General features: G+C 54.5%; 24 protein-coding genes and 3 tRNA genes. 21 read left to right on the plus strand and 6 right to left on the minus strand.

The window, feature by feature from the left end; all coding sequences use genetic code 11:
* Positions 1–230 precede the first annotated feature (230 nt).
* The 3 genes from fdxA to azu form a co-directional block, all read right to left on the minus strand.
* A complete protein-coding gene (gene fdxA, locus HP566_RS06770) occupies positions 231–554 on the minus strand; it encodes a ferredoxin FdxA (RefSeq protein ID WP_249976505.1) in 324 nt (107 codons plus the stop codon).
* A 156-nt stretch (positions 555–710) separates the two neighbouring features.
* On the minus strand, positions 711–3,287 hold the full coding sequence (mutS, locus tag HP566_RS06775; protein WP_249976506.1) for a DNA mismatch repair protein MutS: 2,577 nt from the start codon (positions 3,285–3,287) through the stop codon (positions 711–713).
* A gap of 318 nt (positions 3,288–3,605) precedes the next feature.
* Positions 3,606–4,052 carry an azurin gene (gene azu, locus HP566_RS06780; RefSeq protein ID WP_249976507.1) on the minus strand — a complete coding sequence of 149 codons (447 nt, stop codon included), beginning with the start codon at positions 4,050–4,052 and terminating at the stop codon, positions 3,606–3,608.
* Between the two features lie 243 nt (positions 4,053–4,295).
* On the opposite strand from azu, the gene HP566_RS06785 reads away from it, so the two are divergent.
* The 9 genes from HP566_RS06785 (at position 4,296) to HP566_RS06825 (ending at position 11,573) form a co-directional block, all read left to right on the plus strand.
* Entirely contained in the window at positions 4,296–4,829 is a 534-nt protein-coding gene (locus HP566_RS06785) for a CinA family protein (protein WP_249976508.1), read from the plus strand.
* 89 nt (positions 4,830–4,918) lie between these two features.
* Complete coding sequence (recA, locus tag HP566_RS06790; protein WP_249976509.1) at positions 4,919–5,980, plus strand: recombinase RecA; 1,062 nt, start codon at positions 4,919–4,921, stop codon at positions 5,978–5,980.
* Positions 5,981–6,024: 44 nt separating this feature from the next.
* Complete coding sequence (locus tag HP566_RS06795; protein ID WP_249976510.1) at positions 6,025–6,483, plus strand: regulatory protein RecX; 459 nt, start codon at positions 6,025–6,027, stop codon at positions 6,481–6,483.
* 245 nt (positions 6,484–6,728) lie between these two features.
* Positions 6,729–9,338: an alanine--tRNA ligase gene (alaS, locus tag HP566_RS06800; protein ID WP_249976511.1), complete on the plus strand. Its 2,610-nt coding sequence runs from the start codon at positions 6,729–6,731 to the stop codon at positions 9,336–9,338.
* Positions 9,339–9,434: 96 nt separating this feature from the next.
* Positions 9,435–10,685 (plus strand): aspartate kinase, encoded by a 1,251-nt coding sequence (locus tag HP566_RS06805; RefSeq protein WP_249976512.1) that lies wholly within the window; start codon positions 9,435–9,437, stop codon positions 10,683–10,685.
* A 193-nt stretch (positions 10,686–10,878) separates the two neighbouring features.
* Positions 10,879–11,067 carry a carbon storage regulator CsrA gene (gene csrA / locus HP566_RS06810; protein ID WP_039180068.1) on the plus strand — a complete coding sequence of 63 codons (189 nt, stop codon included), beginning with the start codon at positions 10,879–10,881 and terminating at the stop codon, positions 11,065–11,067.
* Between the two features lie 125 nt (positions 11,068–11,192).
* Positions 11,193–11,285: transfer RNA gene (locus HP566_RS06815), tRNA-Ser, on the plus strand.
* Between the two features lie 66 nt (positions 11,286–11,351).
* A tRNA-Arg gene (locus tag HP566_RS06820) sits at positions 11,352–11,428 on the plus strand.
* Positions 11,429–11,496: 68 nt separating this feature from the next.
* A tRNA-Arg gene (locus HP566_RS06825) sits at positions 11,497–11,573 on the plus strand.
* Positions 11,574–11,741: 168 nt separating this feature from the next.
* Here the strand turns inward: HP566_RS06825 and HP566_RS06830 are convergent.
* Entirely contained in the window at positions 11,742–12,722 is a 981-nt protein-coding gene (locus HP566_RS06830) for a tRNA dihydrouridine synthase (RefSeq protein WP_249976513.1), read from the minus strand.
* Positions 12,723–12,849: 127 nt separating this feature from the next.
* Here HP566_RS06830 and HP566_RS06835 point away from each other — a divergent pair, with 127 nt between their 5' ends.
* From HP566_RS06835 to HP566_RS06845, 3 genes are all read left to right on the plus strand, one after another.
* The gene (locus tag HP566_RS06835; RefSeq protein ID WP_249976514.1) at positions 12,850–13,107 is read left to right on the plus strand and encodes an OadG family protein; all 258 of its coding nucleotides are present in this window, start codon (positions 12,850–12,852) and stop codon (positions 13,105–13,107) included.
* A 93-nt stretch (positions 13,108–13,200) separates the two neighbouring features.
* The gene (gene oadA, locus HP566_RS06840; RefSeq protein WP_249976515.1) at positions 13,201–15,000 is read left to right on the plus strand and encodes a sodium-extruding oxaloacetate decarboxylase subunit alpha; all 1,800 of its coding nucleotides are present in this window, start codon (positions 13,201–13,203) and stop codon (positions 14,998–15,000) included.
* A 12-nt stretch (positions 15,001–15,012) separates the two neighbouring features.
* Entirely contained in the window at positions 15,013–16,335 is a 1,323-nt protein-coding gene (locus HP566_RS06845; RefSeq protein WP_249976516.1) for a sodium ion-translocating decarboxylase subunit beta, read from the plus strand.
* Between the two features lie 66 nt (positions 16,336–16,401).
* On the opposite strand, the gene HP566_RS06850 is transcribed toward HP566_RS06845, so the two are convergent.
* Positions 16,402–17,019: an IMPACT family protein gene (locus HP566_RS06850; RefSeq protein ID WP_249976517.1), complete on the minus strand. Its 618-nt coding sequence runs from the start codon at positions 17,017–17,019 to the stop codon at positions 16,402–16,404.
* Between the two features lie 32 nt (positions 17,020–17,051).
* Positions 17,052–17,459 carry a LexA family protein gene (locus tag HP566_RS06855; protein ID WP_249976518.1) on the minus strand — a complete coding sequence of 136 codons (408 nt, stop codon included), beginning with the start codon at positions 17,457–17,459 and terminating at the stop codon, positions 17,052–17,054.
* 272 nt (positions 17,460–17,731) lie between these two features.
* Between HP566_RS06855 and ccmA the strand changes: the two genes are divergently transcribed.
* The 9 genes from ccmA to ccmI are packed head-to-tail and all read left to right on the plus strand — an operon-like array spanning position 17,732 to position 24,895.
* The gene (gene ccmA / locus HP566_RS06860) at positions 17,732–18,352 is read left to right on the plus strand and encodes a cytochrome c biogenesis heme-transporting ATPase CcmA (RefSeq protein ID WP_249976519.1); all 621 of its coding nucleotides are present in this window, start codon (positions 17,732–17,734) and stop codon (positions 18,350–18,352) included.
* Positions 18,353–18,400: 48 nt separating this feature from the next.
* Positions 18,401–19,099, plus strand: coding sequence for a heme exporter protein CcmB (gene ccmB, locus HP566_RS06865; protein ID WP_249976566.1), 699 nt, complete (start codon positions 18,401–18,403; stop codon positions 19,097–19,099).
* Positions 19,100–19,112: 13 nt separating this feature from the next.
* Positions 19,113–19,853, plus strand: a complete 741-nt coding sequence (locus tag HP566_RS06870) for a heme ABC transporter permease (protein ID WP_249976520.1) — start codon at positions 19,113–19,115, stop codon at positions 19,851–19,853.
* On the plus strand, positions 19,853–20,101 hold the full coding sequence (gene ccmD, locus HP566_RS06875; RefSeq protein ID WP_249976521.1) for a heme exporter protein CcmD: 249 nt from the start codon (positions 19,853–19,855) through the stop codon (positions 20,099–20,101). The genes HP566_RS06870 and ccmD overlap by 1 nt, the downstream gene beginning before the upstream one ends.
* A complete protein-coding gene (gene ccmE, locus HP566_RS06880; RefSeq protein WP_249976522.1) occupies positions 20,091–20,600 on the plus strand; it encodes a cytochrome c maturation protein CcmE in 510 nt (169 codons plus the stop codon). Before ccmD ends, ccmE begins: the two co-directional genes overlap by 11 nt.
* Before the next feature lie 59 nt (positions 20,601–20,659).
* The gene (locus HP566_RS06885; RefSeq protein ID WP_284041351.1) at positions 20,660–22,666 is read left to right on the plus strand and encodes a heme lyase CcmF/NrfE family subunit; all 2,007 of its coding nucleotides are present in this window, start codon (positions 20,660–20,662) and stop codon (positions 22,664–22,666) included.
* Positions 22,663–23,190, plus strand: coding sequence for a DsbE family thiol:disulfide interchange protein (locus HP566_RS06890; protein WP_249976523.1), 528 nt, complete (start codon positions 22,663–22,665; stop codon positions 23,188–23,190). The genes HP566_RS06885 and HP566_RS06890 overlap by 4 nt, the downstream gene beginning before the upstream one ends.
* On the plus strand, positions 23,181–23,651 hold the full coding sequence (locus HP566_RS06895) for a cytochrome c-type biogenesis protein (RefSeq protein WP_249976524.1): 471 nt from the start codon (positions 23,181–23,183) through the stop codon (positions 23,649–23,651). Before HP566_RS06890 ends, HP566_RS06895 begins: the two co-directional genes overlap by 10 nt.
* Entirely contained in the window at positions 23,648–24,895 is a 1,248-nt protein-coding gene (ccmI, locus tag HP566_RS06900; protein ID WP_249976525.1) for a c-type cytochrome biogenesis protein CcmI, read from the plus strand. The genes HP566_RS06895 and ccmI overlap by 4 nt, the downstream gene beginning before the upstream one ends.
* The last annotated feature ends 9 nt before the right edge of the window (positions 24,896–24,904 follow it).

Consider the following 24,904-nt stretch of genomic DNA (forward strand, 5'->3'; position numbering starts at 1 on the left):
AGTTTGAGATACCCTCAGTGTCCGAAGCGATAACGCGCGTGGGGCTGGCCGCCAAACTCACCAGTATCGGCAGTGCCGTAGGGGTTGGGCTGGACACCTACGCGACCCGTGACACTATCGCCGAGGCGTGCGCCACAGGGCGCGAGGAAGAGTGCCAAAGTAACCGGAGCCGATAATAAAAAACCAGCGCTTGGGCTGGTTTTGAGGTAGGTGATTACGGACAGGGGAAGTTAACGCTCCAGTTTCTCAAGCTTGCCTGTTTTCCCATCCCACTCTTTGGCATCCGGAAGCGGATCCTTTTTCTCAGAGATATTGGGCCATACGTCGGCCAGCTCCGCGTTAATCTCAATAAACTGCTCTTGGCCCTCGGGCAGTTCATCTTCTGAAAATATCGCCTCAGCGGGGCATTCCGGCTCACACAGCGCGCAGTCGATGCACTCGTCTGGATGAATTACCAGAAAATTGGGGCCTTCATAGAAGCAGTCGACCGGGCAGACTTCTACACAGTCGGTATATTTGCATTGGATGCAGTTCTCGGTAACGACAAACGTCATCTTGCTATCCCTCTTGCAGGACCGAGAGCGTTCCCGGTCATGGTCAATCGTGAATGGTTATAAATCAGCCGTTTTTTATAAGCTAAAAAAGTATGGGCGACATTCTAGAGGTGCCCTTATCCCGCGGCAAGCGTCACATGCAGCTAAGGCCTGCGATTACAGCAGTTCGCGCCATTGATATAGCAGTGTCAGGGCCTCCCTGGGCGTTAAACCATCCACATCAGCGTTTTCGAGCGCTTCAACGACAGGGTGCGGGGCGCTTGCGAATAAGTCATTTTGCTGAGGCGGGGCCACGCCAGTGGCAGAAATGGGGCGCAGCGGCTGTTGGTCAACATCGCGCTGTTCCAGCGCCACCAGTTTGTCTCGTGCGCGGGCAATAACATGGGTGGGTACACCGGCTAACTGTGCTACCTGTAAGCCATAGCTCTGGCTGGCTGGGCCCGCCTCAATACGATGCATAAAGACTATGCTGTCGCCATGTTCGGTAGCTGTCAGGTGGATATTGGCAACACCTTCCACTTGGTCAGGGAGTGCGGTCATTTCAAAGTAGTGTGTGGCGAACAGCGTTAAAGCACGCGTGGTTGCCAGATGCTCGGCACTGGCCCAGGCAAGGGAGAGGCCGTCAAAGGTGCTGGTGCCCCGGCCAATTTCATCCATTAATACCAGGCTGTGTTCAGTGGCGTTATGCAGAATATTGGCGGTTTCCGTCATTTCCACCATAAACGTTGAGCGTCCGCCAGCCAGATCGTCCGAAGAGCCAATACGCGTAAAAATACGATCAATGGAGCCTATTTCAGCGCCATCGGCGGGCACAAAGCTACCACTATGGGCCAGCAGGGCAATAAGAGCGGTTTGACGCATATAAGTTGATTTACCGCCCATATTGGGGCCAGTAATAATCAACATATGCTGTTTGGGATTCAGTGTGACATCGTTGGGCACAAACGGTTTGTCACTTACATGCTCCACTACCGGATGACGACCCGCAACAATGGCAATGCCGGTAGCATCACTCAGCAGGGGGCGTACCCAGTTAAGCGCGTCAGCTCGTTCCGCAAAGGCGCATAAAACGTCAAGTTCAGCCAGTGCCCGGGAGGTATTCTGTAGCGCATGCAGAATCGCATTCAGCTCCCCGAGCAGGCGGTCATATAGCCACTTTTCCCGGGTAAGCGCGCGAGACTTGGCGGATAGTGCCTTATCTTCGAACTCTTTCAGCTCTGGAATGATAAAGCGTTCGGCATTTTTTAACGTTTGGCGGCGAATGTAGTCAGCGGGAGCCTGCTGTGCCTGGGAGCGCGGCAGCTCAATAAAGTAGCCATGCACACGGTTGTAGCCCACCTTTAGATTAGCAAGGCCGGTGCGCTCGCGCTCCCGTAGCTCAAGTTGAACCAGATAGTCACCGGCATTTTCGGCCATACCACGGTGTTCATCCAGCTCGGCGTCAAAGCCCTCGGCGATGACACCGCCATCACGTATAACGACCGGCGGATTCTCTACGAGTGCACGGGTTAACGTGTCGGCCATCTCGGGATAGGGGCGGATGTGTGGCTTAAGGCTATCCAGGGCGCTGCCGCTGTCAATATCGCCCAGCAATTGCTCAAGCGTTGGCAGGGTGGCCAAGGCGTCACGTAGGCGTGCCAGGTCCCGTGGTCGAGCACTATACAGTGCCACCCGGGCAAGAATGCGTTCCACATCGCCAACATCGCCCAGGGTTTCACGCAGAGCCATATAGGCTGCATCAATGGATAGTAGCGCAACACCTGCCTGACGCCGTTCCACGATATCCCTTTGGCGCAGCGGGCGGTTTAGCCAGCGTTTTAACAGCCGTGAGCCCATGGCGGTGGTGCAGGTGTCCAGCACGCTGGCCAGGGTATTGTCGCTGCCGCCCGCCAGATTGATATCGATTTCAAGATTGCGTCGACTTGCCGCATCAATCACCACCGCATCATCGCGGTTCTCCACACTGATCGCGGTGACATGAGGCAGGCGCGAGCGTTGGGTATCGCGGGCGTAATCAATCAGTACGCCCGCCGCTATCAACGCCGTGGTCAAATGTGCGCAGCCAAAGCCACGCAGGTCTTTAACTTCAAACTGGTCGCACAGGCTACGCGTAGCGCTTTCCAAATCAAACAGCCACTCCCCCTGGCGGCGCAGGCTGCGCTTCTGTGACCAGGTGTCGGGCAGTGTCAGGCTTTCGGGGACCAATAACTCGGCAGGGGAGAGGCGGGTCAGCTCCGCCAGCATTTCGGCTTCACTTTCCACTTCCAGCACGTTGAAGCGGCCGCTGGAAAGCTCTAGCCATGCCAGGCCCCAGCTCTCTTTGCCCGGAGCTACGGACACCAGTACGTTATCGCGGCGAGCATCCAGCAAGGCTTCATCGTGCAGTGTGCCGGGCGTCACGATACGCACTACCTGACGCTCCACCGGGCCTTTGCTGGTAGCCGGGTCGCCAATTTGCTCGCAAATGGCCACCGATTCGCCCCCGGCTACCAGGCGGGCTAAATAGCCTTCTGCGCTGTGGTAGGGCACACCTGCCATGGGGATGGGCTTGCCACCTGACTGGCCGCGCTGGGTCAGGGTAATATCCAGCAGTGCAGCAGCGCGCTTGGCATCGTCGAAGAATAGCTCGTAGAAATCGCCCATGCGGTAGAACAGCAGCACGTCAGGGTGTTCGCGCTTGATTGTCAGGAACTGCTGCATCATCGGGGTGTGAGAAGGATTGGCCTGGCTCATGGTGATCCCGTGGTGTTGCGTCGGTTGAGATGATGCGCCGGGTGCGACCTTGGTAGCTTCAGCGCATCGTAGGCAAAGGCGATATTCTACGCAAAACTCCGCGCTTTTGCGCGGCGGTGTCAGTGGGGTTTTCGGTGGAGCGTTGGCGGCGGCGCCATGCCATGATTAGGAGTGGGCCGGGAACTGACCGGGTGGTTTCGGCAGGCGGCACAAGAAGGATAGAGGGGAAATATCGCGTTGTTAGGGTAGGAACGGTAATCTGATGATATAAGTCAGGGAGCGGCCGGGCGCTCCCTGATAGTAGGTGATTGTTGCCGGTCAGTCGACCAGGGTTACGCTGCCACGCATCATCATGGAGTGTCCTGGGAAGCTACAGAAGAAGAGATATTCCTCGTCTTCTTGTAGCTTGGCCACGTCGAAGGTGACCGAGGTACTTTCACCACCACCGATCATATCGGTATGGGCGATGACGCGCTCATCGTCGGGCGGCAGGTAGCCTTGGTCGGCCCCGGCAGTGATGGCAGCAGTAGCGAGGTCATTTACCTCGCTCTCCTTGGCCAATACCCAGTTGTGCCCCATTGAGCTCACGGGCATGGTGCCTTCATGTGTCAAATTGACGGTGAAGGTGTCACAGCTCTTGCTGATCTCAATGGCGTCGGTATCGAAGGTCATCTGGTCGGTGGCAGCAATATCCACTTCGCACTCGGCGGCGAGAGCCGAAGAACTGGCCAAGAGTAGTAAAGCGACGGCAATCCAGCGAAGCATGGTGTAACCCCTCCTACGTTTTCGATAATGAGATTCAATCCTAAAGCGTTGGAAAACAGACTGCGACCGACATCGCAGGAAATGCGGCAATTTACCGCAGTGCAGGGCGGGTGTCAGGGGCGCCCGAATACTGCCCGCGAGGTGCGAGGGCGGGTGTAGGCTCCAGCTGTCGCGAAAGAGTCAACAGGCGGAGAGGTGGTATGATGGATAAACATAGCGCGAACAGTTTCGAGGAGTATTTCCATGGCCCATAGTGCTTCCATTCTAGCCAATCCCGATCTGAGCACCCTGGCCGAGCGTCTTGGTCGATACTGTCGTGAGCGTGGTGTGACGCTTACCGTTGCTGAATCCTGTACCGGGGGAGGCGTGGCCAGTGCCATCACATCGGTGTCCGGTAGCTCGGACTACTTCGAGATTGGATACGTTACCTATTCTAATGCCGCCAAGACTCGGCTGCTCGGGGTACCGGAAAACACGTTGGCGGAACAGGGTGCCGTTAGCGGTGACGTGGTCCGGGCCATGGTGGCCGGTGCCTGCCGTGACAGTGGGGCACAGTTGGGCGTGGCCGTTAGCGGCGTGGCGGGACCCGGTGGCGGAACGGTGGACAAGCCTGTGGGCACCGTATGGCTGGCCTGGGGTAATGCCGAACATCAACAGGCCGAATGCTTTCACTTTCCTGGTGGCCGTCAGGAAGTGCGTGAACAGGCGGTGCGCGAGTCGCTGGCAGGGTTAGTGGCTCGTTTAACCACCCAAGCTAAAAACAGCGAAAATAAATAATCATTAAATATAGCGCTGAGGATTTGTTTAGCCGCCAATCTTTGGCATACTACTGGCTAATTATACAGCTTGTTACGAGGAATTTCTGAATGGCTCAGGATGACAACCGCACTAAGGCACTCAACGCTGCACTCAGCCAGATTGATCGTCAGTTCGGTAAAGGCACGGTGATGCGCCTGGGTGATGCGCCCCGCGTTGTAATGCCGTCAGTCTCTACTGGTTCGCTTGGGCTGGATATTGCACTTGGTATTGGTGGGCTACCGTTTGGCCGGGTGGTGGAAATCTTCGGCCCTGAATCATCGGGTAAAACCACGCTAACACTCTCTGTGATTGCTCAGGCGCAAAAACAGGGCAAGGTGTGTGCCTTCGTGGATGCTGAGCACGCGCTGGATCCAAGCTATGCCGAGAAACTGGGCGTCAATCTGGATGACCTGTTGGTATCCCAGCCGGATACGGGTGAACAGGCACTGGAAATCACCGACATGCTGGTGCGTTCCGGTGGTGTGGATGTGATTATCATTGACTCTGTGGCGGCGCTAACCCCCCGGGCTGAAATTGAAGGCGAGATGGGGGACTCTCACGTTGGCCTGCAAGCACGCTTAATGTCCCAGGCACTGCGCAAAATTACCGGTAATATCAAGAACGCCAACTGTCTGGTCGTTTTCATCAACCAGATCCGTATGAAGATCGGGGTCATGTTTGGTAGCCCTGAAACCACTACCGGTGGTAACGCGCTTAAGTTCTACGCCAGCGTGCGCCTGGATATTCGCCGCACTGGCTCAGTGAAGTCGGGGGATGAGGTCACTGGTAATGAAACCCGTGTGAAAGTGGTTAAAAACAAAGTGGCACCGCCTTTTCGTCAGGCTGAGTTCCAAATTCTGTACGGCAAAGGTATTTATCACGCAGGCGAAGTCATCGACCTGGGGGTACAGTGTAACCTGGTGGATAAAGCAGGTGCATGGTACAGCTACAAAGGCAGTAAGATTGGCCAGGGCAAGGCGAATGCAGCGCAGTACCTGGAAGAGCACCCGGACATTATGGAAGAAATTGAGTCTCAGATCCGTGCTCAGTTACTTGCCAAACCTGACCCGAAGAAAGAGGAAGCGCCTGCAACTGATGTAGCTCTTGATGGTGATGATGATCTGCTGTGAGCTGCTTGGGATGCTGTTGATGCCCCAAACGCTGAGTGAGCCTCATGTTTGCCACAAGTGAGGCCACGCCGCGTGATGTCGCTATTCAGCTGCTGGCCCGGCGCGAGTATTCGCGTGCCGAGCTGGCGCGTAAACTGCACCAGAAATCCTTTGACGATGACGATATCACTGCCTGTCTGGATGAGTTGATTGAGCAGGACGTACAGTCAGATGCCCGCATGGCGGAAAGTTTTGTGCGTTCGCGCATTGCACGTGGGCAGGGTGTCATCCGTATCCGAGGCGAGCTACGTCAGCGGGGAGTGGATCAAGGGACAGTAACGGAAGCGCTTGCTGCTGTGGCAGAGTGTGAATCCGTGGATTGGTTTGAGCTTGCCCGTGACACACTGGCACGGCGCTTTTCCTCTTCGGGTGATAGCCCCAAAGAGCGTGCCAAGCGCGAGCGCTTTCTTGCCGCTCGCGGCTTTGATTTTGAGCAAATCCGCTACGCGCTATCCTGCTTATAAGTTTGCTCAGGGCTTTTTATCCAACCGCTCAGGGCTGCTGTCAATTAGCTCAGGACTGTCTATTAACCCACTCAGGACTGTCCTGCCAACCGCCTCTTCTTCAGGTTCTCTTCAGCCGTTTCGCATTCTGCCACTAACTGCGGCTTTAGTCGTTTGACAACTACGTTATAATAGACCCTTTGCATCCCCAGTGGGTGGCGACGACAGCGCCCTGGGGCATCACGCTTTCTTGTCACGGATACCCTATGAAAAGCGCAGAGATCAGACAGGCTTTTTTATCCTTTTTTGAAGAGCGGGGACACACTGTTGTGCCTACCAGCTCTCTGGTGCCGGGTAATGACCCGACACTGCTGTTTACCAACGCAGGCATGGTGCCGTTCAAGGATGTGTTCCTGGGTCGTGACCCGCGTCCTTATGTGCGAGCGACCTCTGCCCAGCGCTGTGTGCGTGCCGGCGGTAAGCATAACGACCTGGATAACGTTGGCTATACTGCGCGCCACCACACCTTTTTCGAAATGCTGGGTAACTTTAGTTTTGGCGATTATTTTAAGCGTGATGCCATCCGCTTTGCCTGGACGTTTCTGACTGAAACGCTGGGTCTGCCCAAAGAGAAGCTCTGGGTGACGGTGCATGTCAGTGACGATGAAGCCGAACGCATCTGGAAAGATGAGATTGGTGTTGACCCTGAGCGTTTCTCCAGGCTGGACGAAGATAACTTCTGGCAGATGGGCGATACCGGCCCCTGTGGCCCTAGCTCCGAGATTTTCTTTGATCATGGCCCAGAGGTGTGGGGAGGCCCGCCAGGAAGCCCAGAGGAAGACGGTGACCGCTATATCGAGGTATGGAATCTCGTATTCATGCAGTTTGACCGTGATGCCTCGGGAACGCTGCACCCTTTACCCAAGCCTTCTATTGATACTGGCATGGGATTGGAACGTGTGGCGGCTGTTATGCAGGGCGTGCACTCCAATTATGAAATCGACCTGTTTCAGAACCTGCTGCAAGCCGCTGCCAAGGCGACAGGATATGCCGACACCACGACACCATCACTGCGTGTTATTGCTGACCATATTCGCTCCTGCGCCTTCCTGATTGCCGACGGTGTGCTTCCATCAAATGAAGGCCGCGGTTACGTGCTGCGTCGGATTATTCGCCGGGCGATCCGCCATGGGCACAAGCTGGGTGCCTCTGAACCGTTCTTCCATAAACTGGTTGCCGCGCTGGATGCTGAAATGGGGGGCGCCTACCCCGAGCTTCGCGAAGCCAGCGAACAGATCGCCCGTGTATTACTGAAAGAGGAAGAGCAGTTTGCGCGTACACTGGATCACGGTATGGGACTACTGAACGCCGTCCTTAAAGAGCTTGAAGGCGATGTACTACCCGGTGAAACCGTGTTCAAGCTCTACGATACTTACGGCTTTCCCTATGACTTGACTGCGGATGTGTGCCGCGAGCGGGAAGTATCCCTGGATGAAGAGGGGTTCCAGCGGGAACTGGAAGCTCAGCGTGAGCGTGCCCGTTCCGCCAGCCAGTTTGGTGCTGACTACAGTGCTGCCATTGAGTTGGAGGGGGAAACCAGTTTTACCGGTTATGACCACCTTGAAGACGAGGCGACTGTTACGGCCATTGTGGATGGTGAGGGTAATGCACTGGCGGCGCTGGAAGCGGGGCAAAAGGGTACCGTTGTGCTTGACCGCACTCCGTTTTATGGCGAGTCAGGTGGACAGGTAGGTGATACCGGTTACCTGCACGTCAGTGGCGGCCGGTTCCAGGTGACGGATACCCAGAAGCAGAGAGGTCATCACCTCCACCAGGGGGTGATGGTGGAAGGCACGCTCAATGTTGGAGCAAATGTGCGTGGCGAGGTGGATGCAAGCCTGCGAGCAGCAACAATTCGTAATCACTCCGCGACCCACTTGCTGCACAAAGCGCTGCGCATGGTATTGGGCGACCACGTTCAGCAAAAGGGGTCGTTGGTCAATGCGGAACGCCTACGCTTTGACTTTAGCCATTTTGAACCGATGACCACTGAACAACTGGCGGAAGTTGAACGGCTGGTCAATGAGCAGATACTTGCCAATGCGCCGACGAAAATCGAGCAAATGAGCCTGGAGCAGGCAAAAGCCAAAGGGGCTGCTGCACTGTTTGAAGCAAAATATGCCGAGAATGTGCGCGTGCTAACGATTGGTGCGGATGACTTCTCGATTGAGCTGTGTGGTGGTACCCACGTAATACGAAGTGGTGACATTGGCTGTTGTCATATTATTAGCGAAGTGGGTATCGCCTCCGGTGTGCGCCGTATTGAAGCGATCACTGGTGAGAATGCACTAACCTACTTTAATGAACAGGAAGCCCGCTTGCAGCGACTGGGTGAGCGATTGAAAACCAAACCTGAGCAGGTAGAAGCGCGGGTTGAGTCGCTGGTCGAGCGTAACCGTACCCTCGAAAAAGAGTTGGAGCAGCTTAAAGCTAAGCTAGCCAGCGCTGCTGGTAGTGACATGCTTAGCCAGGTACAGGAGGTGCATGGTGTTAAGCTGCTGGTCACTCAGCTTGAAGGTGTTTCTGGCAAGGATCTGCGTGGCGTACTTGATCAGCTGAAAAATAAGCTGGGCTCAGGGGTTATTATGCTGGGCACAGTGGATAAAGCTGCTGGGAAAGTCAGTCTGATCGCTGGGGTTACCCAGGATCTGACTGGCCGGGTCAAGGCGGGAGAACTCGTTAATCACGTTGCCTCACAGGTGGGCGGAAAAGGTGGAGGCCGCCCTGATATGGCACAAGCGGGAGGTAGCCAACCTGATGCTCTGCCGGATGCGTTAAGCAGCGTTCCTGCTTGGCTGAAAAGCACGCTGAACTAAACACGAAGGCCGGTGGCATTATTTGCTACCGGCCTTTTGCTAAATCGCAAGAACAACATTCACCCTCCATTCCCGAACGAATAGGAAAAACGGCATATGGCACTATACGTACAGAAGTTCGGCGGTACTTCGGTGGGCTCTGTCGACCGTATCAAGGCCGTGGCGGAAAAGGTCAAGGACTTTCGCGACCAAGGTCACCAGGTCGTGGTGGTGGTCTCCGCGATGAGCGGTGAGACCAATCGTTTGACCGACATGGCCCATGCACTGAACGAAGATCCTGCACCACGTGAAATGGATATGCTGCTGTCTACCGGCGAGCAGGTCACTATTTCACTGCTGGCAATGGCACTACAGCAGATCGGTGTGTCTGCCACGTCTCACACGGGTGCCCAAGTAGGTATTCATACGGATAGCGCTTATACCAAGGCGCGTATTCAGCGTATTGAAACCGACGACCTTAAAACTGACCTGGATGCTGGCAAAGTGGTTGTAGTGGCGGGCTTCCAGGGAGTTGATGAGAACGGCAACATTACCACGCTGGGGCGCGGAGGTTCTGACACAACGGGTGTCGCGCTGGCAGCGGCACTAGGTGCTGACGAATGTCAAATCTATACCGATGTGGACGGTGTTTACACCACTGACCCTCGCGTTTGTTCAAAGGCTCAGCGCCTTGAAAGCATCACTGTCGAAGAAATGCTTGAACTCGCCAGCCTGGGCTCCAAAGTGTTGCAAATTCGCGCTGTGGAGTTTGCAGGCAAGTACAACGTACCCTTGCGGGTGTTGTCGAGCTTTGAAGAAGGCCCTGGCACCCTGATTGTTGCAGATGCAGACCAAGACGAGGACTCTATGGAAGAACCGCTGATCTCCGGTATCGCTTTTACCAAAAATGAAGCCAAGCTCACCCTTTTGAACACGCCCGATGTTCCTGGTGTTGCATCGCGTATTCTTGGCCCTATCGCCGACGCGAATATCGAAGTTGATATGATCGTCCAGAATGTTGCCCCGGCAGGTGACTACACTGACTTCACCTTTACTGTTGCCAAAGGTGATTATAAGGCAACCAAAAAACTGCTCGAAGAGAGCGTGATTCCTGATTTAGGCGGTGGCGAGTTGCGCGGTGATGATAATATTGCCAAGGTGTCGCTGGTGGGTGTGGGAATGCGCTCTCATGCAGGTGTTGCCTCTAAAATGTTCCGTGTTTTGGCCGATGAAAATGTGAATATCCGCATGGTTTCTACCTCTGAGATTAAAATCTCCGTGGTCATTGATGAAAAACATATGGAACTGGCGGTGAATGCCTTACACAAGGCATTTGGCCTGGATAAGGCAGATATCGAGTCTGAATAACAATTGTGCCTTAAACCTTCTACGCTGAAGGGGTACTTGCTGCCGTGTGGTGGTGAGCTTTCTTTCAACGGGAGGTTAAGGTGTCATGGAGCCAGAGCCATTGGTGATGAGCGGTGCCATGCCGCATAATAGCGTGGTATCGCCTCTGGCGGACACATCCCGTTGTATAAAACGTCTGAGAAGGAGATCAGCCATGCTCATCCTAACCCGCCGTGTTGGCGAAACGCTGATGATTGGTGATGAAATCACCGTCACAGTGTTGGGTGTGAAAGGTAATCAAGTCCGTATTGGTGTCAATGCGCCTAAAGATGTTGCGGTTCACCGTGAAGAGATCTATCAGCGCATTCAGCGTGAACGTAATAGCGAAAGCGAAGCTGAGTAAATGGCTGCTAACGCCACGCCCATTAAGGGGTGTTTAAGCGGTAACGTCCGGTTGGCGCGAAAAAAAATCGGAGGAGGACTGGACACCAGTTGTCATAATCGGTAATATTCGCGCCGTGCCGTTGAGGAGAGGTGGCCGAGTGGCTGAAGGCGCTCCCCTGCTAAGGGAGTATAGGGTTTATAGCCCTATCGAGGGTTCGAATCCCTCTCTCTCCGCCAACTGCATAATATCGAGCAGTAATTTAGCATTGCAGTAATGCAATTACTGGTAATGCGATAAGATAAGCGCCCGTAGCTCAGCTGGATAGAGTACCTGACTACGAATCAGGTGGTCGGAGGTTCGAATCCTCCCGGGCGCGCCATCTTTTAATCAGAAGTGCTTGATGTTAAAATGTTTTTCATCAGTTAGATGAAATAACATATCTACTAAGCGCCCGTAGCTCAGCTGGATAGAGTACCTGACTACGAATCAGGTGGTCGGAGGTTCGAATCCTCCCGGGCGCGCCAGAATTTAAGAACCCGCTCTCCAATGAGAGCGGGTTTTCTGTTTCCTAGCCTGATCAAAGTGGCTCGCGCTTTGGTTTTGCGATCGTGTCAAGCGCCCCCGTATTTCGTCGGTAGGGCGCTTTTTTTGTCATGACAACGGTGGGAGAGTGTCGCTGGGGTGGTCTACCGTTATGCCGCGTGGGTAAGCAGGTTGTTGAGTAATATGTCGAGATCGGTCAGGCGTTTCAGCCGCTGAAAATGCTGGTCAGCTTCGCTATTGCCCTGGCGCATCTGAGCCAGCCACTGTTTGACCAGAGAGACCACGACCCGATCCGGCAGGTGTTGGCGTTGAAGTGCCGCGTACTCGTTAAGTACGTTGGCCCGCATCTCCCAGGTGGTTTCAGCAAGTCGCTCACCAGTGCGCTGCCAGTGGCGTATACGGGGCGCAAGCCAAGGGTCGGCAAGTGCACTGCGTCCAAGCATGACATCGTGGCAGCCAGAAAGCGTGCGTGCTTTCCAGTAATCTTCCAGTGTCCAAATATCACCGTTGGCCACGACAGGAATGGATACCTGATGGCGTACCTTTCCTATCCACTCCCAGTGTGCCGGTGGGCGATATCCTTCATCCCGTGTGCGGCCATGCACTACCAGGCGCGCGGCACCTCCGGCTTGAGTCGCTTGGGCGCAGGCAATAGCCAGTCGTCGGTTAGAGAAGCCGAGGCGTATTTTTGCTGTGACTGGTATTGCACCATTAAGAGCGTCTGCGACAGCCTTAACAGTCTGATAGACGCGTTCAGGTTGGCGTAATAGCGATGCACCACCATCATGGCGATTAACCAGCTTGGCAGGGCAGCCAAAATTCAAGTCGATACTGAGGGCGCCCAGTGCGAGTGCCTGACGGGCATTTTCTGCCAGGGCCCGTGGGTCTGAGCCTAAAAGTTGCAAGTGAACCGGCACGCCACTGGGCGTTGCAACGGTGCGATCAGTGAGTTCTGGGCAGTGCTTATAAAACACGCGTGCTGGCAGTCGCGTATCCACGACTCGGACAAACTCGGTAACTGACCAGTCGAAACCGGCCTGACGGGTGAGTAAGTCGCGTGTGAGGGCGTCAATAACGCCTTCCATGGGGGCTAGGCCAATTTTACCGGCTTGTAGTAAATTAACAACCATGACTTCCACTATGGCGCCATTGCAATCTATTCTGGATGTGGCAGGTTAGTGTATTACCCTCACTGCGCCAAGCGACTTTAGAGGCTATTGGTGTACCGATAAACATTGCGAACAAGGAGAATGCGGTATGCAGGATATGGAGTTGCTCCATGAGGGGCTGGCTCTTATGGGATTGGGTATGGGGTTTGTGTTTGTTTTTCTTACGGTTTTGGTGATCAGTGTTGTGCTGATGTCAAAACTGATTGACCGCTTCCAGCCAACTCCTCCAGCAGCGCCTGTTGGCAGGAACAGTGTGAAATCCCCTGCAATAACTGGCCAGAGTGACGAGGTGATGGCCGTGATTAGTGCTGCAGTGCATCGTTACCGTTCCTCGCGCCGCCAATAACCTGCTTTTTTGTAGCTAATTTTCCATCCTATCGATAGTCTTTTTTGCTAAATTTACTACAAATTTATAACATACGAACTGTGAGCCACGACCATGAATGAAACAAAACGTCCTCTGGGAATCACTGATGTTGTCCTTCGCGACGCCCATCAATCGCTGTTTGCCACACGACTTCGTCTGGACGACATGCTGCCCATTGCCGAAAAACTCGATAAAGTCGGCTACTGGTCTATAGAAACCTGGGGGGGCGCTACGTTTGATGCTTGCATTCGCTATTTGGGGGAGGACCCGTGGGAGCGTATTCGTGCATTGAAAGAAGCGATGCCGAATACGCCTCAGGCGATGTTGTTGCGGGGCCAGAACCTGCTCGGCTATCGCCACTATGCTGATGATGTGGTTGATAAATTCGTTGAGCGTGCCAAAAACAATGGCGTTGATGTGTTCCGTGTGTTTGACGCCATGAACGATCCGCGCAACCTTGAGCGTGCAATTAAAGCCGTTCGTCAGGTGGGGGGGCACGCCCAGGGGACGATCTCTTATACGGTGAGTCCGGTACATACCCTGGATAGCTGGGTAGATCTTGCGAATACCATTGCGGCAATGGGCGCTGACTCGTTGGCTATCAAGGATATGGCGGGGCTTCTGACGCCGTACACGGCGTATGATCTGGTGACACGCCTGAAAAAAGAGCTATCCATTCCGGTTCACCTGCACTGCCACGCGACAACTGGCTTGTCCACGTCGACGATACTCAAGGCGGTAGAGGCCGGTATCGATAACGTCGATACCGCAATTTCCTCCATGTCGATGACGTATGGTCACAGTCCCACTGAATCGGTCGTGGCCATGCTGAAAGACACCAGCCGGGATACTGGTCTGGATCTTGAGCTGTTGGAAGATATTGCTGGTTACTTCCGCGAGGTGCGTAAAAAGTACGCTGATTTTGAGGGCTCTCTACGCGGCATTGATTCGCGCATTCTGATCGCTCAGGTGCCTGGCGGCATGCTGACCAATATGGAAGGTCAGCTAAAGGAGCAGGGTGCGGGCGACAAGCTGGATGATGTACTTGGCGAGATTCCCCGGGTGCGTGAAGATTTGGGCTTTATACCGCTGGTGACACCAACATCGCAAATTGTAGGAACCCAAGCGGTGATGAACGTCATGATGGGGGAGCGCTACAAGTCGATTTCCAAGGAAGTCCAGGCGCTGCTGAAAGGTGAGTACGGTTCTGCGCCTGCTCCTTTCAACGGCGAGCTGCAAAAGCGCGTGCTGGAGGGCGGTGAGCCGATTACTTGTCGTCCTGCAGATAATCTCTCACCTGAAATGGACAAACTGGCTGCCGAGCTGAGAGAAAAAGCCAGTGCCGAGAGCATTCGCCTCGCTGATGATAAGCGGGAGGTGGATGATGTGCTGACCTACGCTCTATTCCCGCAAATTGGTCTGAAGTTTCTGAAAAATCGCGATAATCCGGATGCCTTTGAGCCAGAGCCTCAGGCTAAACAGGCCCAGCTACCTGTGCAAGCTGCCACCAAAGCGGCTGTGGCCGCTGGTGGTCCGGAAACCTATACCGTCAAGCTCAACGGCAAGGCGTATGTTGTGGAAGTATCGGAAGGTGGCGATATTGGTGCGGTGCAGGAGCAGGCCACCACGGCGCAGGAAGCGGACGCCAGCGTTGTCAGTAGTGGCGAAAGCATTAATGCTCCATTGGCTGGCAATATCTTTAAAGTGAATGTGCGCCCGGGTGATCAGGTGGCCGAAGGTGATGTCGTGATTATTCTGGAAGCCATGAAAATGGAAACCGAAGTGCGCGCCAGCAGTGCCGGTACCGTGTCTAAGGTCAACGTCAGCGAGGGCGACAGCGTAGCCGTAGGCGATTCGCTGATCGAGCTTTAAGGGCATTCGGTAATGGAAAAATTAATCACCCTATGGGAAGGCTCGGGGCTATATAACCTTGAGCTTGGCCAGGCGGTAATGATCATGGTGGGGTTATTGCTGCTTTACCTCGCCATTTATAAGAAATTTGAACCGCTGTTACTGGTACCAATTGGTTTTGGCGGCATCCTTGCCAACATTCCTGAAGCCGGGCTTGCCATTTCAGCGCTTGATCAAGCGATTGAAGTGGCAAGGCCTGCAGTGCTGCAGCAGTTGGCAGCAGCATTAGGAGCAACGCTTGACCCGTTGGCAGGTGTGGAGGCATGGCGGGAGTCTTTGAAAGTCATTGCCCACGATGCGGCAGCGCCCGACCAGTTGCGTGCTGCCAAGGATATCGCCATTAACGTTGGCTATGGCGATGGCATGCTCTACAGCTTTTACCGTGTAGCCATTGCCTCAGGTATTGCCCCGTTGATTATCTTTATGGGGGTGGGGGCCATGACAGATTTTGGCCCTCTGCTGGCAAATCCCCGCACGCTATTCCTGGGGGCGGCCGCCCAGTTTGGTATCTTTGCCACTCTGTTTGGTGCCGTTGGGTTAACTTCCATGGGCTTGATGGACTTCTCACTTAATCAGGCAGCTGCTATTGGTATTATTGGTGGTGCCGATGGGCCGACATCCATTTATGTGTCGAGTATGCTGGCGCCTGAGCTGCTGGGTGCTATTGCGGTGGCTGCCTACGCCTATATGGCGTTGGTGCCGCTGATTCAGCCCCCCATAATGCGTTTATTGACTACCGAGAAAGAGCGCCAGATCGCAATGATACAGCTGCGTCCGGTATCGAAGCTGGAGAAAATTGTTTTCCCGCTGATGCTGTTAATTCTGGTGGCACTCTTCCTGCCTGATGCGGCGCCACTGTTGGGCATGTTCTGCTTCGGTAACCTGATGCGTGAGTGCGGTGTGGTTGAGCGTTTGTCGGATACCGCTCAAAATGCACTGATCAATATTGTAACGATTATTCTTGGCTTGTCGGTGGGCTCAAAACTAATGGCTGAGAGCTTTCTGGCGTTTGAAACGCTGGGTATTTTGGGGCTGGGGATCGTCGCTTTTGGTATTGGCACTGCCGCAGGCGTTTTGATGGCAAAACTGATGAACCTGGTGAGCCGCATGCCTATTAATCCACTCATTGGAGCGGCAGGGGTATCGGCAGTGCCCATGGCAGCGCGAGTGGCTAATAAAGTAGGGCTTGAGTCTAACCCCCACAACTTTCTGCTGATGCATGCGATGGGCCCCAATGTAGCAGGCGTTATCGGGTCGGCTGTGGCGGCGGGGGTGATGATTAAGTACCTGAGCTGAGCGTGAAGATTCCGCAGTCAAAGCGCGGCTTACCGAGCGGGTGCTCGTGTAAGCCGCGCTTTTTTATTAGGCTTTTGCAATGTTGATGGACATTTTAAGACGGTTTTCCAACGCAGTCAGATCAAGCGCACAGTCACTGGGCCAGCCGATGGTTAAACATGCGCCTTTGCCATCGTAATCTGCTTGGAGAATGGGGATATGTTGTTCATCACACCAGGTGCGTACTAACGCTTCCTGGGCAAAGCCGATACTCAGCAGGTAGCTGTCTCTTTCCACTACCTCCCGGGTGGGCAGCGTCTCAAGCGCTGCATTGACAGCCTGGGCATAAGCGCGAGCAAGGCCGCCAGTGCCTAATTTGGTGCCGCCAAAATACCGGATCACTACACAGCCGACTTCTCCAAGGCGACTACCCAAAAGAGCCTGAAACATGGGCCGACCTGCTGTTCCTCCCGGCTCTCCGTCATCTGAAAAGCCAATCAGCGTTTGTTCTCCAGGCGGGCCAGCAATAAAAGCCGTACAGTGGTGGCTTGCATTGGGATGGGCCGCTTTGGCAGCGCTCAATAACGCGTCGAAGGCGGCTTTGTCGGGAGCATGGCATACCCAGGCGAGGAATAGGCTTTTTTCAACCTCGATATCAGCAGTATGCCGTTCCATTGTGGATAAGCGGGGGACTCGATAACGCAATCAGTGCTCCAATGTGATGATACGGGCATAACTTAATGGTGCAGGGAGGGGGTGGGGTGGTGCTCAATGCCCATTACCATCCCTAACACCTGAATATCACAATTATGCAGGAATAGTGCAGGAGTCGCTGCATCTTCGGGCCATAAATGTATGCCTAGCCGACTAATCGATAGCTGCTTTAAAGCGATTTCGCGCTGATTGATAGTGACCATAGCCGTTTCCTGCTGAGTATCATGCTGGTAACGACGGATAATAATAACATCGCCATCAAAGAGGTTGCTGTCACGCATCCGATCGCCGCGAACTTTAAGCGCATAGGTGTTGCGACGTGTCATATGCTGGGTGGCATGGGGACGGGCTGCTGGTGCAGTTACCGGCACAGGTGCTGCGTGTAGCGTTACGTTATGGTGCTGTCGTGATGCTGGCATCGACATTGTCATTCTGTATTCTCCAATGCAGCGCCCGCTCCCTAGGCGTGTGGTAGATTATCAAACTGTGTTTATATACTGAGGTGTTTTTTCATACAGTGGTTGTAGTATAAGCCTGTTTTTGCATACAGTGCCAGTGCTGAATTTACCTTGCCCGGTGCTCGGGGGCTGACCGAGGTTATTGATGTGAGTCATGCTGCGACCCAAGACCGCAGAGTGTGACTGGCAGGTAACTGCCTTTCCGTGTAGAGTTCGACGCAAAATCATTGTGCCTGGAGAGACTTTTGAGCCTGTGCCTACAAGCCCGACAACTGGCCTGTGAACGTGATGACCGTTGGTTGTTTGAGGGGCTCGATCTTGATATCCACAGCGGCGAGATTGTACGTATTGAAGGGCCCAATGGCAGTGGTAAGACGACGCTGTTAAAAATTCTTTCGGGTCAACTGAGTGACTATCACGGCGAGCTTTATTGGGGGGGCGCGCCGATGCATGAGGTGCGTGAACATTTTCTCGCTAACCTGCTCTATTTAGGGCATGCCCCCGGGGTTAAAGCAGGCCTTACCCCTTTAGAAAATCTTGCTTGGTATCAGGCGCTTAGTGGTGAGCAAGGCTCGGAGTCAGCACGGGAGGAAGCCTTGGCCCACGTTGGACTCAGTGGGTTTGAAGACGTGCCTGCCGGGCAACTCTCCGCCGGTCAGCAGCGGCGTATCGCATTGGCAAGACTAACGCTTACTCAACGGGCATTGTGGGTACTGGATGAACCTTTCACGGCGATTGACCGCCATGGCGTAGGGGCGCTGGAAGCGCAATTGGTCGCGCATGCCAATGCAGGGGGATGTGTACTCGTTACCACGCATCATGAGTTAACCGCTTCACCAGTGCTCAGAAGAGTGCAGTTGGGGTAGAAGGAGATAGCGTTGCATAGCTCAAATGCCACCATTGATGCCCCGGTAATGTCCATGCATGACCCGAAGGGGGGGCTTGTTGTTGCGCTTAACGCCACGCTAAAGCGCGATTTAACGCTAATGCTCAGGCGGCGTGGTGAGGTGCTTAATCCGCTGGTGTTTTTTGCTCTGGTTATTACGCTCTTTCCGATTGGCATTTCACCAGACCCAGAGTTATTGGCGGCTATTGCGCCGGGTTTGCTATGGGTAGCTGCACTGCTGGCGGCGTTACTCTCTCTGGATAGCCTGTTCCGCAGTGACTATGAGGATGGTAGCCTGGAACAGTTGTTGCTGGCACCGCAGCCGCTGGCTGCGCTGGGGTTGGCAAAAGTAGCTGTCCACTGGCTGCTGACTGGCTTGCCGTTAGCTCTGATGGCGCCTGTATTGGGCATTATGCTGTCGTTGCCGGCGGGCAGCTATGCTGTGTTGGCCCTTTCATTAGCAGTAGGCACGGCCAGTCTGAGTTTAATAGGTGCCATCGGCGCAGCGCTAACTGTAGGGTTAGCCCGGGGAGGGGTACTGCTGTCGCTGCTGGTACTGCCGCTTTATATTCCAATACTAATTTTTGGCGCAGGAGCGGTACAGGCCGCGATCATGGGCGATGGGGTGATGGCTCACCTGGCAATTTTAGGTGCCTTGCTGGCAGTTGCCCTGATGTTGGCTCCCTGGGCCATTGCCGCCTCTCTGCGCATCAGCATTAACGGTTAAGGATGGGAACACCATGTGGGCCTTTATTCATAAATTGGGATCACCCAAGTGGTTCTACAGTATTAGTGCCAAGCTACAGCCCTGGTTTTGGGGGGCGGCCACTCTGCTTCTGGTCACAGGCACGCTCTGGGGGTTGGCGTTTGCACCTGCAGACTACCAGCAGGGTAATAGCTTTCGCATTATATACGTACATGTCCCTGCTGCCTTTTTAGCCCAATCCATTTTTGTGTCCATGGCCATCGCTGGGCTGGTGTTTATGGTATGGAAAATCAAGGTTGCTGATATGGCGGCTTCGGTGATGGCTCCCTTAGGGGCGGCGATGACTTTCGTGGCACTGTTTTCCGGAGCGGTATGGGGCGTACCCACCTGGGGCACCTGGTGGATGTGGGATGCACGACTGACATCCATGCTGATTCTGTTGTTTTTATACCTTGGTGTCATCGCGCTCCGTGGTGCTTTTAGTAGCCGCGATAGTGGTTCCCGTGCCGCCTCGGTCCTGGCGATGGTCGGCGTGATTAATATTCCGATTATTAAATACTCTGTTGACTGGTGGTACACGCTGCATCAGCCTGCCACTTTTTCGATTACCGGCCGTGCGGCCATGCCAATGGAAATGTGGGCACCGCTGTTGATCATGGTGCTGGGGTTTTACAGTTTTTTTATCGCGCTAATCCTCATGCGTACGCGCAGTGAGATTCTGCGCCGTGAAGCCAATAAGCGCTGGGTGCGTGAATTGGTTGGGGAGGCGCGCTGATGGCTTTTTCCTCGCTTAATGAATTTCTCGCCATGGGTGGTCATGGACCCTATGTATGGGCCGCCTGGGGCGTTACTGCGCTGTTAATAATCGTGATTGTGTGGCATGCACGGCTGGAACGCCGTCAGTTGCTTCGTGGCCTGAAGCGCCGTGCTCGCCGCGAAAAACAGCAAGCCAGTAACTACTCGCACCGTACAGCGCAGGCACCGGTTACACCTGCTCAAGGAGACGTTCGTGATGACGCCTAAACGTAAACAGAAACTCTTTGTCATTTTGGGGTTGGTTTCATTAACGGCCATTGCCGTTGGATTAACCCTGTACGCGCTGCGCTCAAATATCAATCTGTTTTTTAGTCCGGTACAGATTGCTCAAGGGGATGCGCCAGTGGAACGCCAGATCCGGGCCGGTGGCATGGTGAAAGAGGGATCGGTGTCCCGGGATCGGGAAAGCCTCGATGTTACTTTTGAGGTCACTGACTATGTGGATGATTTAGAGGTTTACTACAGCGGTATTCTTCCTGACCTTTTCCGGGAAGGGCAAGGTGTCGTGGTGGTGGGAGAGTTGCAGGCAGATGGGCGTTTCCGTGCCGATCAGGTGCTTGCTCGTCACGATGAAAATTATATGCCACCTGAGGTAGCCCAGGCGCTGGAGGAGGCAGGGTACTCTCCGGCTGATTTCCAGGCAAAGGCGGCCAAGGTTGGCGCGCGCCTGGAGCAGGAAGGTGTTCCACAAGCTAGCGAATACTAACCGCTCAGGCTGCCAACTGCGCAGCATGCTGTTTTGCCCAGTGCTAACTTGGAGCGCACATGTTCATTAAGATGATTCCTGAAATTGGCCACTTTGCCCTCATTATCGCCCTGCTGATGGCGATAGTGCAGGCTATTATGCCGCTAGCGGGTGCTGCCACGCGGCGGCCACTCTGGATGGCTTACGGTCGTCCAATGGCAGCGGGACAGTTTTTGTTTGTTGCCATTGCCTATCTCTGCCTGACCACCAGCTACATGCTGGATGACTTCAGCGTGGCCAACGTGGCGAATAACTCTAACTCACTGCTGCCCTGGTACTACAAATTCAGTGCTGTGTGGGGAAACCACGAGGGCTCTGTGCTGCTGTGGAGTCTGATGCTGGCTGGCTGGGGCTATGTGGCCTCGGTTTTCTCCGGTGATTTGCCCCGTGACATGGTGGCGCGGGTACAGGGCATCATGGGCATGGTATGCGTGGGTTTCCTGCTCTTTATTTTGCTGACCTCCAACCCGTTTGAACGTCTGTTGCCAAATATGCCCCAGGATGGTGCTGACCTGAACCCATTGCTTCAGGACTTTGGGCTGATTGTGCATCCCCCGATGTTGTACATGGGATATGTGGGGTTTTCAGTGGTATTTGCGTTTGCCATTGCGGCGCTGCTGGGGGGGCGGCTGGACTCAGCCTGGACCCGTTGGGCGCGCCCCTGGACTAACGTGGCCTGGGCATTTCTTACCGTAGGCATCGCATTGGGAAGTTGGTGGGCCTACTATGAGCTTGGCTGGGGGGGCTGGTGGTTTTGGGACCCGGTTGAAAACGCGTCCTTGCTTCCCTGGTTGACAGGGACTGCCCTGATGCACTCTCTGGCCGTTACGGAAAAGCGTGGCTCATTCAAGAGTTGGTCCGTACTGCTGGCAATATCCACCTTCTCGCTCTCACTGATGGGTACCTTCCTGGTGCGCTCAGGAGTGCTAACGTCAGTCCATGCGTTTGCCAACGACCCATCACGCGGCTTTTTCATTCTTATGCTGCTGGCGATTACCGTGACGCTTTCGTTACTGGTATTTGCGTTGCGAGCCCCACGGGTGAGTCACAAAGTAGGCTTTAACTGGCTGTCCAGGGACTCACTGTTGCTGATTAACAATATTCTGTTAGTGATCATGACCGTTACTGTGCTGCTAGGAACGGTTTATCCACTGGTTCTGGATTCGCTGGGGCTGGGTAAAATCAGTGTCGGCCCCCCGTACTTTAATGCTCTCTTTGTGCCGCTCACGGTGGTGATGTGCATGTTTATGGGCTTGGGGCCCATCGCCCGCTGGAAAAGCATGGCGGCCAGTGAGTTGACCCGCAAGTTATGGGTGTCAGGGGCTGTGGCGCTGGTGCTTGGTGGTGCGGTGCCACTGCTGTATAGCGGCGAGTGGGATCTGTGGGTCGCCTTAGGCATTATTTCTGCGCTGTGGATAGTGTTGCCCATGGTGCGTGATGTATTCGACAAAACACGCCACGCCAGCTCATTTCTGGCAGGGCTTCGTAAGCTCTCACTGGCATACTGGGGCATGGTGCTCGGCCATGTGGGTATCGCAGTGACAATCGTGGGGGTGGCAATCGTCTCCAACTACAATATCGAGCGCAATGTCCGTATGTCGCCGGGTACTACGGTAGAGGTGGCTGGCTACCAGTTCACCATGACGGAGCTTACCAGCCGTCGTGGGCCAAACTTTCTGGCCGATACCTCAGTGATTCAGGTACAGCGGGGGGAGTCGGGGCGCAGCTTTGTCATGCACCCTGAGAAACGGCTGTATCTCGCCACAGGAATGCCAATGACCCAAGTGGCCCTGCGCCCAGGGCTGTTCCGCGATCTGTATGTCGCCATGGGGGAGGATCTGGGGGACGATAGTTACGCCATGCGTATCCAGTACAAACCCTTTGTACGCTGGTTATGGTTGGGTGGTTTACTGATGGCGCTGGGTGGAGTTCTGGCTGTTATCGATAAGCGTTACCGCCGCGCCATTGCGCGTCAATCATCCTCAGCCGGTACCACCCAGGCGGCAGTGAAGGAGGCAACGGCATGACGCGACGCCTACTGCTTTTACTGCTGCCGGTTGGCTTTATCGGCATTGCCCTGTTTCTTTATCAGGGCTTGGGTCGCAATCCTTCTGACAGGGACTCGGCGCTCATGGCGCGGGAGTTTCCCGCTTTTGAAGCCAGTACGTTGCGTGATGCCAACCGTCAGGTGGATCAGACACTGCTAACCGGCGAAGTTACCCTGGTTAACGTCTGGGGCGAGTGGTGCCCTGCCTGTAAACAGGAAATGCCACAACTGCTGGAACTCGCCGACCGGGGCATTCGCATGGTGGGTATTAATTACCGGGATACCCGTGAGAAAGGGTTGGAATTCCTGAGCGAGTTTGGTGATCCCTTTGAAATTAACATCTTTGACCCTGAAGGCGATTTAGGCTTTGAGCTGGGGGTTTATGGAGCGCCAGAAACCTTTCTGGTAGATGCCGACGGTGTTATTCGCTATCACCATAAAGGCTATGTATCGCCTGAAGATGTTCGCGAACATATTTTGCCGGAGGTGGAAAAATGGCGTTAGTTCGTACGCTATCAGTGCTCTTGCTGTTGATGTTTTCAGGGGGTGCTATCGCGGGGGGCATTGAAGTGAGAGAGTTTGATGACCCGGTGATGGAGAAGCGCTATCGGGACTTAACGGCCTCTATGCGCTGCCCACTGTGTGAAAATCAGGCAATTGATGATTCTGATGCACCGATTTCCGCTGATATGCGAGAGCGTGTTTATCAACTGCTACAGGATGGCCAGTCGGATATCGAGATTGTCGATCACATGGTGCAACGGTTTGGGGATTACATCCTTTATAACCCCCGCCTGGAAAACCGTACCTACCTGCTGTGGGGGCTGCCCATTGGTCTGGTGCTGGTAGGGGTGATAGTGGTGGTGCTGATGGTGCGCGCCCGCCGTAATGCATCTGCCAAAGCCCTGACGGCCGAAGAGCGCGCCCGCCTGGATGCCCTGATCAACCGCGAGAGGTCTTCATGACACCGCTCTGGATTGCGATAGCCCTGCTGTTATTACCTGCCTTATGGTTGCTGATAGCCCCTATGCGAGGCGCCCGTTTGCTGCATAATCAGCAATACCATTTCGAAACAAACGATACGTCTGCTGAGCAGAATGTGGCGATATTCAAGCGTCGTTTAGCTTCTTTGGAAGCCGCCCGTGAGCGGGGAGACATTGACGACGAGCGCTTTAAGGAAGACCGCCTGGAGCTTGAGCGCAGCTTGCTGGAGGATACAGTAGTCCAAGCCAGACATCCGCTAAAAGCAGCCTCTGCTGGTAAGCTCATCGTGCCCCTGCTCATGGTGGCTGTGGTCGTGGTCAGTGTGTTTTGGTATCAGCAGCAGGGCGCAGAGGGGGATTTAACGCTTTATGCGATACAGCAGGAAGTCAGAAACGACCCCGATGGTTCACTTGCCATGTATCTTGAACGTCTGGAGGCTGAAGCTGAACGACAGCCTAATAACCCCAATGTGTGGAGTTCGCTTTTTCCGCTCTATCGTGACACGGGGCAGTCGGAAAAGGCCGCTCATGCGCTGGAGCGTTTGATTGAAATAGATGGCCGTATTCCTCCGTTACTCGCCCAACTGGCCCAACTGCGCTTTTTTATGGCTGAGCGAGAACTAACGCCAGATGTTCAGGCGCTGGTGGATGAAACCTTAGAGAAAGATCCCCGTCAGCCGACGGTGCTTGGCTTGCTGGGTATTCACGCTTTTGATAACGGTGATTATGAAGTTGCCATAGACCGTTGGCGCCGAGCGGTAGCCAATATTGAGGATCCGAATACCGCCTCTTCGCTGCGTGATGGCATTCGCGTTGCCCAGGAGCGGCTCGGTATTGAGCCGGAAACCGCTAACGTCGAGGCTGCCCAAAGCCAGGGCGTAAGAGTAACGGTCTCTCTGGATGAGTCACTGTCTGGCAGTGTCGATGAGAATGCGGCGGTATTTATTACTGCTCGTGATACGGAAGGGGAACTGCCACCTCTGGCCGTGGTACGTGCCCAGGTATCGGAGCTACCCATCACCGTTGTGCTGGATGATAGTGTCGCCATGTCGCCCCAGGCACAGATATCCCAGGTCCGCGAAGCACGTCTGATGGTGCGTGTTTCCCCTTCAGGGCAGGCAACGCCTCAGCCGGGGGACCTGTTTGGAGACCTGGAGAGCGTTAGTGTCGGGCCTATAAGTGAAGACGACGCGGAAAATGTCGTTATTAACCGCGTTTTTGAATAACCGTCACGA

It is taken from the genome of Vreelandella olivaria, from assembly GCF_023507745.1.
Lineage (GTDB): Bacteria > Pseudomonadota > Gammaproteobacteria > Pseudomonadales > Halomonadaceae > Vreelandella > Vreelandella olivaria_A.

Excerpts from the sequence above, each read along its gene's own strand:
- fdxA (WP_249976505.1), bottom strand. The coding sequence starts at position 554 with ATGACGTTTGTCGTTACCGAGAACTGCATCCAATGCAAATATACCGAC.
- mutS (WP_249976506.1), bottom strand. The coding sequence starts at position 3,287 with ATGAGCCAGGCCAATCCTTCTCACACCCCGATGATGCAGCAGTTCCTG.
- azu (WP_249976507.1), bottom strand. The coding sequence starts at position 4,052 with ATGCTTCGCTGGATTGCCGTCGCTTTACTACTCTTGGCCAGTTCTTCG.
- HP566_RS06785 (WP_249976508.1), top strand. The coding sequence starts at position 4,296 with ATGGCCCATAGTGCTTCCATTCTAGCCAATCCCGATCTGAGCACCCTG.
- recA (WP_249976509.1), top strand. The coding sequence starts at position 4,919 with ATGGCTCAGGATGACAACCGCACTAAGGCACTCAACGCTGCACTCAGC.
- HP566_RS06795 (WP_249976510.1), top strand. The coding sequence starts at position 6,025 with ATGTTTGCCACAAGTGAGGCCACGCCGCGTGATGTCGCTATTCAGCTG.
- alaS (WP_249976511.1), top strand. The coding sequence starts at position 6,729 with ATGAAAAGCGCAGAGATCAGACAGGCTTTTTTATCCTTTTTTGAAGAG.
- HP566_RS06805 (WP_249976512.1), top strand. The coding sequence starts at position 9,435 with ATGGCACTATACGTACAGAAGTTCGGCGGTACTTCGGTGGGCTCTGTC.
- csrA (WP_039180068.1), top strand. The coding sequence starts at position 10,879 with ATGCTCATCCTAACCCGCCGTGTTGGCGAAACGCTGATGATTGGTGAT.
- HP566_RS06830 (WP_249976513.1), bottom strand. The coding sequence starts at position 12,722 with ATGGTTGTTAATTTACTACAAGCCGGTAAAATTGGCCTAGCCCCCATG.
- HP566_RS06835 (WP_249976514.1), top strand. The coding sequence starts at position 12,850 with ATGCAGGATATGGAGTTGCTCCATGAGGGGCTGGCTCTTATGGGATTG.
- oadA (WP_249976515.1), top strand. The coding sequence starts at position 13,201 with ATGAATGAAACAAAACGTCCTCTGGGAATCACTGATGTTGTCCTTCGC.
- HP566_RS06845 (WP_249976516.1), top strand. The coding sequence starts at position 15,013 with ATGGAAAAATTAATCACCCTATGGGAAGGCTCGGGGCTATATAACCTT.
- HP566_RS06855 (WP_249976518.1), bottom strand. The coding sequence starts at position 17,459 with ATGACAATGTCGATGCCAGCATCACGACAGCACCATAACGTAACGCTA.
- ccmB (WP_249976566.1), top strand. The coding sequence starts at position 18,401 with ATGTCCATGCATGACCCGAAGGGGGGGCTTGTTGTTGCGCTTAACGCC.
- HP566_RS06870 (WP_249976520.1), top strand. The coding sequence starts at position 19,113 with ATGTGGGCCTTTATTCATAAATTGGGATCACCCAAGTGGTTCTACAGT.
- ccmD (WP_249976521.1), top strand. The coding sequence starts at position 19,853 with ATGGCTTTTTCCTCGCTTAATGAATTTCTCGCCATGGGTGGTCATGGA.
- ccmE (WP_249976522.1), top strand. The coding sequence starts at position 20,091 with ATGACGCCTAAACGTAAACAGAAACTCTTTGTCATTTTGGGGTTGGTT.
- HP566_RS06885 (WP_284041351.1), top strand. The coding sequence starts at position 20,660 with ATGTTCATTAAGATGATTCCTGAAATTGGCCACTTTGCCCTCATTATC.
- HP566_RS06890 (WP_249976523.1), top strand. The coding sequence starts at position 22,663 with ATGACGCGACGCCTACTGCTTTTACTGCTGCCGGTTGGCTTTATCGGC.
- HP566_RS06895 (WP_249976524.1), top strand. The coding sequence starts at position 23,181 with ATGGCGTTAGTTCGTACGCTATCAGTGCTCTTGCTGTTGATGTTTTCA.
- ccmI (WP_249976525.1), top strand. The coding sequence starts at position 23,648 with ATGACACCGCTCTGGATTGCGATAGCCCTGCTGTTATTACCTGCCTTA.